Source organism: Escherichia sp. MOD1-EC5950 (genome assembly GCF_002965345.1).
Taxonomy (GTDB): domain Bacteria; phylum Pseudomonadota; class Gammaproteobacteria; order Enterobacterales; family Enterobacteriaceae; genus Escherichia; species Escherichia marmotae.
The window spans coordinates 1-202 of the sequence record NZ_PTSR01000192.1; the positions used below are offsets into that span (position 1 = coordinate 1).

At 52.5% G+C, this 202-nt stretch carries 1 tRNA gene; it reads left to right on the forward strand.

Annotated elements, in window-relative coordinates:
• The first annotated feature begins 125 nt into the window (after window positions 1–125).
• Window positions 126–201 (forward strand) — tRNA-Val (locus BEA93_RS24940).
• Window position 202: the final 1 nt, after the last annotated feature.

Sequence of the window (202 nt, forward strand, 5' to 3'; positions counted from 1 at the left end):
GTCGTTAGCTCAGTTGGTAGAGCAGTTGACTTTTAATCAATTGGTCGCAGGTTCGAATCCTGCACGACCCACCACTAATTATGGTGGGTTAGGTGGAAACAGTTAGTAGTATCCAGCGCAGTATCGGGTGATTAGCTCAGCTGGGAGAGCACCTCCCTTACAAGGAGGGGGTCGGCGGTTCGATCCCGTCATCACCCACCAC